This is a genomic window from Phormidium sp. CCY1219, assembly GCF_055795085.1.
In genome coordinates, this window is the sequence record NZ_JAYFEQ010000946.1 from 1 (window position 1) to 257 (window position 257).

Below are 257 nucleotides of genomic sequence, written 5' to 3' on the forward strand. Positions count from 1 at the left end.
AGAAAGTTTGGGGAAAATTGGCGCGGGCAATCCACAGGCAATCGCCGGGTTAGTCAATTTAATCGCCGAGTCTGAATTTGAATTGACCCGCAGGCTAGCGGCAGTAAGTTTGGGGAAAATTGACCCCGGCAATCCACAGGCAATCGCCGGGTTAGTCAATTTAATCGCCGAGTCTGAATTTGAATATACCCGCTGGCTAGCGGCAGAAAGTTTGGGGAAAATTGGCGCGGGCAATCCACAGGCAATCGCCGGGTTAG

Annotated in this window: 1 protein-coding gene; it reads left to right on the plus strand. The window is 51.8% G+C overall.

All coding sequences use genetic code 11. From position 1 onward, the window contains the following. Nucleotides 1-257 (plus strand): HEAT repeat domain-containing protein (locus AC0QH1_RS30780; protein ID WP_324635260.1); only part of this gene is annotated, 257 nt, incomplete at both ends.